Genomic DNA, 6,314 nt, shown 5'->3' with positions numbered 1-6,314 from the left:
GGCAACACCTTCAAGCCCGAGACCGCAAAGCAATGGGAAGCCGGTGTGAAGTTCGATCTCGATGAAGGCCGCACCAACCTCAACGTCGCCGTCTTCGACCTGCGTCGTCGCAACGTACTGGTGAGCGATCCCAACAACATCGGCTTCAACATCGCAGTGGGCGAACAGCGTTCACAAGGTGGCGAGATCAGCGTGAGCTCAGACTTGCGCAATGGCGTCAGTCTCAACGCCGGTTATTCCTACACCGCTGCCATCGTCACCGATGACGGTGGCCAGCGCAGCACCACGGTAGGCCAGTGGCTCAACAACGTGCCGCGCCACAGCTTCACCAGCAGCGCCCGCTATCGCTTCAAGGGCGAGTTGAACGGCTGGGAAGTCAATGGCGGCGTGCGCGGCCAGAGCATGGTGCGCACCTATGGCTACACCCTGCCCGGCTACGTGGTGGGCGATGCCGGGGTGGCCTACAACGCCGAACGCTGGCGCGCTGCGCTCAATGTGAAGAATGTCTTCAATACGCACTACTACTCGGGCGGGCTGCAAAATGCCGTGGCGCTGGGCGATGATCGTACCGTCCTGCTGACGCTGGGATATCGCTATTGAGGATGTGATGATGTGATCTAAATGCTTGCTTTGAATCGGCCGCGCTCATGCGGCCGATTGCTTGTCATCCAATGGAGATGAGGTGCGTTGAACCGTTCATCCTCTTTGCTTTCGACTGACCGCCTCAATCACCACGGAGAAACAATGAAAACCAAGCTGCCCCTGACGCTGTCGTGCTCCCTGCTCATGCTCGCCAGCGCCGTCTCCACCCGCGCCGCGGAGGCGATGGCGGACGACTTCATCCAGCTTCGACAGACGCCCACCTTCGCCCTCGGCCAGGTCGGTTTCATCGGCCACATCAGCGAGAGCGAACAGCGTTATCGCCGCATCCTACAGACCCCTGAAGCAATGGAGAATTTCCAGCGTCTGCTCGACGATGAAGCAGCCACCAAGGAAGGCCGTCTCTACGCCGCCTGCGCCATCCGCACACTGGCGCCGGGACAGTTCGAGGACGGGACCAGCAAGCTGCGTGCAGCCGGTGGAACGGTATCAGTCCTGCGCGCCGACATCCTCAGACGCGAACCGGTGCAGGAGCATCTGCAACGCATCGCGCAACAGGGATGCAATGAGGCCTACTGGCGCTAGGCCGGGCCATAAGGGCAGAAGGATCAAGAAAAGAAAATGACGGGCTCCATGACGAAGCCCGCCCAAGACAAAGGCCAGAAGGAGCCTATGACGAAACTGAAAGATGTTCAGTCAATCTCGTTCTGGATAGTAGTGATCACTTCCCTCGCAAGGCAAATCCGCATCACGGATTAGCCCCATCAATACTGCAAATACACCGCAGACTGCGTGCAACGTCTCGCGAGTTTGGTGCATACCCCCTTGCAAACCCTCTCCCACAGCGGCTTTTCGCCTCATGCAGGTGCAGCCGCAAGGAACCTGCGCGCAACTACGGAGCGCTCTAATCATTATTACTAATATTCATTGCGCCAATTCCTAAATAGAATTTGACCCTGCTTTGACCCAGGACGACACTCAGCTACCTCCTTCAACCAAAGTGGTGAGCCATGAATTCGATCACGCTCGATGTTTATCCCGTCCAGAAGAAAGCCGTCACCGTCACGCCACCGAATGCGCATTCCCCGGAAATGGATACGCTCATCGCCGAGGTCACCGCGCGCCGCGATGAATTCGATCAGCTAGGTCACGTGCCGCGCGATCTCATCGCCACGATGAAAAAAGCCGGCATCTTCCGTTCCAGCACACCGCGCAGGTTTGGCGGGGAACCGCTGGCGCCGGCGCCTTTCCTGGCAATGGTCGAGCGCATCTCGCGGGCCGATGGCTCGGCCGGCTGGGTGGCCGCCTTCGGCTCGGCCAATACCTACCTGGCCGCATTGCCCATCGACACGCAACGCGCGATCTACGCCAGTGGCCCCGACCAGGTCTATGCCGGTGGCCTGTATCCCTTGCAGCAAGCCAAGGCGGTGCCGGGCGGCTGGGAGATTTCCGGGCGCTGGCACTTCGCCAGCGGCTGCAAGGGGGCGGACTGGATCGGTGTGGGCATCAAGGAGGGCGGCCCCGACGATGGCGCGCACAAGCCGGCGCTGATGGCCGTCATGCCGGCAGCCGAAGTGGAGATCATCGACAACTGGAACGTGGTCGGGATGCAAGGCACCGGCAGCCACGATACCCGCCTGCAAGACAAGTTCGTGGCCCACGCCTGGACCTGTGCACGCGGTGCGCCCGGTCTCATCGATGAGCCGCTGTATCGCTATCCGGCCCTGGCCTACCAGGCCGAAGTGCACGCCGCGGTCAACATCGGCCTGGCGCGCGCGGCACTGGACATCGTCACCGACATGGCAGGCGGCGCCAAGATCATGCCGGGTGCATTGCGCCTGGCCGACCGTGCCTACTACAAGATCAAGCTGGGCATCTGCGAAGCCAAATGGCGCAGCGCCCGCATGTTCTTCTACGATGCCTGCGAACAAGCGTGGGAACAGATCCTGGCCGGCAACCCCATCACCGAGGAGACCGACATGATGCTCAAGCTCTCGGCCACCTACGCCGCGCGGGTCTCGATGGAAGTGGTCAACGATGCCTACCAGGCCGCGGGAATGGCCGCCATCCAGCGCAGTCATCGCCTGCAACACATCGTGCGCGATGCCATGGTGGTCACGCAACACGCGGCGCTGTCGGAACTGAACTACGAAAGCGCTGGCGCGCTTTTTGCAAAGTTGGGGATCACGCGCTAAGGCGCTTATCCCTTGATGTCTTGCCTGCCAACTCCACTGGCGTTTCACCAACTTCACCAAGAGGACCCAGCCCGTGACCCACTCCACCGTCTCGCCACAACGCCGCAAGCTGCTGCTCGGCGCCGCCTCGCTGCTCGCTGCCGCTCCTGCCTTACCGGCCCTGGCCCAGGGCGCGCCCATCATCATCGGGGTCGGCGCCGATCCGGTCTTCACGGCCTTCTACGTGGCGGCCAATGAAAAACTCTTCGCCAAGCATGGCGTGCCCAACGTCAGCGTGCAGTCCTATACCGATGGCGGCGAGGCGCTCAATGCGCTGGTGGCCAATCAGGTGCAACTGGGCTGTGCCGGCGAACCTACGCACATCGTGCGGCTCTCGCGCGCCGAGTTGCGTCCGTTGGCCGTGACCTATCAATCCCGTACCTACGTCAAGCTGGTGGCGCGCAAGGACATCGCCGCCGTCGACAAGATCAAGAAATTCGGCATCGTCGCCGGCTCGGTCTCGGAATACGTCACCGGCCTCACGCTCAAGACCCTCAACATCGACCCCGCCAAGGTCGAGCTGGTGCGCTCGGGGCCGCCCGAACTGCCGGCACTGCTGGCACGCGGCGACATCGACGCCTACTTCGTCTGGGAACCCTGGCCCACCCTGGGCGTGCAGCAAGGCGGCCACATCCTCATGACCGCCGGTGACGTCGGCTACACCAGCACCCTGTGGCTGTCGGCCAGCGCGCCCTGGCTGGCGGCCAACAAGGAAGCCGCCGGCAAGATCCTCAAGGCGCTGGCCGAAGCCTCGGAGATCACCCGCAAGGATCCTGCACGGGCCGCCAAGTCGGTGCAGGCCGTCACCCACATTCCGGTGGCGCAGACGCTGAACTCGCTCAAGGACATGGAACCGGTGGTGCGCGACTTCACCGACACCGACCTGAAGACCGCCAACGCCATCGCCGACTTCCTGCTGTCCAAGCAAGCCATCAAGGCCCCGGTGGACATGAGCAAGATCTTGCAACGCGGTTTCTACCAGGGGTAAGCCATGGGACATGGATCTTCGGTTTCCATCAAGCGGGTGGGCTTGAGCATCGGCAAGCACGAGATCATGGCCGGCATCGACCTCGATATCCGCGCCGGCGAATTCATCTGCCTGCTCGGCCCCTCGGGCTGTGGCAAGTCGACCCTGCTCAATGCCATCGCCGGCTTCCAGGAGGTCAGTGGCGAGATCAGCATCAGCGGCCAGCGCATCAAGGGACCGGGACTGGATCGCGGCGTAGTGTTCCAGTCCTCGGAGGCGCTCTTCCCCTGGCTCACCGTGCGCGAGAACGTCGAATATGGCCTGCGCCTGCGCGGCATCGCCAGTGCCGAACGGCGCACGGCCGCCGAGCGCTACGTCAGCCTGGTGGGCCTCAGGCACGCCATCGACAAGTTCCCCGGCGAACTCTCGGGCGGGATGCGCCAACGCGCGCAGATCGCCCGCGTGTTGGTCAACGAGCCTTCCGTGGTGCTCATGGATGAACCCTTCGGCGCACTCGATGCCCAGACCCGCGAAGTGCTGCAAAGCGAGCTGGAACGCATCTGGAAGAGTACCGGCTGTACCATCGTCTTCGTCACCCACGACATCTGGGAAGCCATCCTGCTGGCCGACCGCGTGGTGACCATGACGGCCGGTCCGCGCGCCCACATCAAGACCATCGAAACCGTGGACCTGCCGCACCCCCGCGATCCGGCCGACCCGGCCTGCATGGCGCTGTATGCCCGCATCCGCGACGACATCGGCGCCGAAGTCACACGCGTGCTGCGTGCCCAAGGTTTGATCGAAGAGGAATCCCTGCAATGACGCAACTCACACAGACCGCCACGGCCAGCGCTTCCGCCTCGGCCACGCCATCCAAGCTGAGCAGCAGCCTCAAAGCCGCCCGTCCCTTCCTGATCTCGGTCATCGCCATCGTCGGCGGCCTGGTGCTGTGGCAGCTGGTCTCGATGACCACCTCGCCGCTGTTCCTGCCTTCGGTCTCGATGACCTGGGCCGCCGCCCTGGAGTTGATCGGCGACGGCACCCTGCAGCAATCGGTGCTGGCCTCTTCCGGTCGCATCCTGGCCGGCTGGGGAGCAGGTGTGGTCATCGGCGTGCCACTGGGCATCTTCATGGGCCGCTTCGAGATCGTGCGGCAGTTGCTCGATCCCTATATCGAATTCTTCCGTTTCATTCCACCGATTGCCTTCGTCACCCTGGCCGTGATCTGGCTCGGCCCCGGCGAACTGTCGAAGATCGCGCTGATCTTCTACACCACCGTCTTCATCGTCACCCTCAACACCATCGCCGGGGTGCAGGCGGTCAATCCGCTGCGCCTGCGGGCGGCGGCCTCGCTGGGGGCCGGACAATGGAAGATGTTGAGCACCGTGATCCTGCCCTCGACCGTGCCCTACATGGTCACCGGGGCGCGTATTGCAATGGGCAATTCCTTCCTCACCGTGGTATCGGCCGAGATCGTCTCGGCCCGCGAAGGCCTGGGCGCGCTGATCTGGACCGCGCGCAACTTCAGTCGCACCGAGTGGGTGTTCGTCGGCATCATTGCCCTGGGCCTGCTGGGCTACCTGTTCGACCGCGTGCTGCGGATCGCCACGCGCAGGCTGCTGGCGCGCTACCTGTAAGTGCAGCGGGCTTTTCATCACAAGATCACCAACGAGACTTCTTCACCATGAGCGACCTCACCCAAGAAATCCTGCAACTCAAACGCCGTCTCGACATCCTCGACGCTGAGGCCGACATCCGCCGGCTCCAGGCGCGCTACATGTTCCTGTGCGACACCCCCTGCCCGGAACCGGTGGCCGATGACGCCGAGCGCATCGAGAAGATCCTCGAACTCTATGCCGAAGACGCCATCTGGGAAGGCGTGGGCGCCTATTACGAAGGCCAGTTCGGCCAGGCCGTCGGCAAGGACGCCATCCGCAAACACTTCCAGGCCTTCTGGGGCCAGAAGAAAGACCCGGAACTGCTGTTGAACGTGCACTACCTGACCTCGGAGCAGATCCACGTCAATGCCGATTGCACCCGTGCCGATGGCCAGTGGGTCCATTGCCAGCCCTGGATCTTTGGCGACGGTTCAGGTCGGCCTTGGTGAAGACCACGTAGACCGGGGCGAACACTTCCAGCTTCTCGGTCAGCTCCTGCACGCGCTGGCGCAGGTTCTTGGCCAGGTTGATGGCGAATTCGGGACGGTTGCCGGTCAGCTCGGCCACGCTCACCGCAATGATGATGCCGTTGATCGGCGCCTGCTTGCGATAGCGCTTGAGCAGGCCGAGGAAGCTGAACCATTCATTTCGGTCTTCTTCATACACCGAATAGCGCCCGGCGGTATCGAGCAGGATGCCGTCGGTGGTGAAGAACCAGTCACAATTGCGTGTACCCCCCACGCCATGGACGATCTTGCCGCTCTCATCGGCAAACGGGAATTGCAGACCCGAGTTGGCGATAGGGGTACTCTTGCCGGCGGCCGGGTTGCCGATCACCATGACCACGGCAATCAA

The 6,314-nt window shown here is 62.7% G+C and carries 6 protein-coding genes and 2 pseudogenes; 7 read left to right on the top strand and 1 reads right to left on the bottom strand.

The annotated features are described in order from the left end of the window. From I5W_RS06295 to I5W_RS29490, 7 genes and pseudogenes are all read left to right on the top strand, one after another. The coding region (locus I5W_RS06295) for a TonB-dependent siderophore receptor (RefSeq protein WP_044528599.1) at positions 1 to 600 on the top strand (600 nt) is incomplete at its 5' end. A 144-nt stretch (positions 601 to 744) separates the two neighbouring features. Continuing rightward, positions 745 to 1,185, top strand: coding sequence for an MchS3 family protein (gene mchS3, locus I5W_RS06290; RefSeq protein ID WP_044528598.1), 441 nt, complete (start codon positions 745 to 747; stop codon positions 1,183 to 1,185). A gap of 425 nt (positions 1,186 to 1,610) precedes the next feature. Next, on the top strand, positions 1,611 to 2,795 hold the full coding sequence (locus I5W_RS06285) for an acyl-CoA dehydrogenase family protein (RefSeq protein ID WP_044528597.1): 1,185 nt from the start codon (positions 1,611 to 1,613) through the stop codon (positions 2,793 to 2,795). A gap of 73 nt (positions 2,796 to 2,868) precedes the next feature. Next, positions 2,869 to 3,822: an ABC transporter substrate-binding protein gene (locus I5W_RS06280; protein ID WP_044528596.1), complete on the top strand. Its 954-nt coding sequence runs from the start codon at positions 2,869 to 2,871 to the stop codon at positions 3,820 to 3,822. A gap of 3 nt (positions 3,823 to 3,825) precedes the next feature. Beyond that, a complete protein-coding gene (locus tag I5W_RS06275; RefSeq protein WP_017454105.1) occupies positions 3,826 to 4,623 on the top strand; it encodes an ABC transporter ATP-binding protein in 798 nt (265 codons plus the stop codon). Continuing rightward, positions 4,620 to 5,438: an ABC transporter permease gene (locus I5W_RS06270; protein ID WP_044528595.1), complete on the top strand. Its 819-nt coding sequence runs from the start codon at positions 4,620 to 4,622 to the stop codon at positions 5,436 to 5,438. Before I5W_RS06275 ends, I5W_RS06270 begins: the two co-directional genes overlap by 4 nt. A 47-nt stretch (positions 5,439 to 5,485) precedes the next feature. Beyond that, positions 5,486 to 5,893: pseudogene (locus I5W_RS29490) on the top strand (nuclear transport factor 2 family protein); the annotation flags it as partial. Here I5W_RS29490 and I5W_RS06260 read toward each other — a convergent pair. Beyond that, a pseudogene (locus I5W_RS06260) lies at positions 5,892 to 6,314 on the bottom strand (type VI secretion protein IcmF/TssM N-terminal domain-containing protein); the annotation flags it as partial. The pseudogenes I5W_RS29490 and I5W_RS06260 overlap by 2 nt on opposite strands.

This window comes from Herbaspirillum sp. B65 (assembly GCF_000333555.1).
Lineage (GTDB): Bacteria > Pseudomonadota > Gammaproteobacteria > Burkholderiales > Burkholderiaceae_D > Herbaspirillum > Herbaspirillum rubrisubalbicans.
The sequence above is the reverse complement of the archived record's forward strand: the minus strand, read 5'-3'. Positions and strand labels throughout refer to the sequence as shown.

Excerpts from the sequence above, each read along its gene's own strand:
- mchS3 (WP_044528598.1), top strand. The coding sequence starts at position 745 with ATGAAAACCAAGCTGCCCCTGACGCTGTCGTGCTCCCTGCTCATGCTC.
- I5W_RS06285 (WP_044528597.1), top strand. The coding sequence starts at position 1,611 with ATGAATTCGATCACGCTCGATGTTTATCCCGTCCAGAAGAAAGCCGTC.
- I5W_RS06275 (WP_017454105.1), top strand. The coding sequence starts at position 3,826 with ATGGGACATGGATCTTCGGTTTCCATCAAGCGGGTGGGCTTGAGCATC.
- I5W_RS06270 (WP_044528595.1), top strand. The coding sequence starts at position 4,620 with ATGACGCAACTCACACAGACCGCCACGGCCAGCGCTTCCGCCTCGGCC.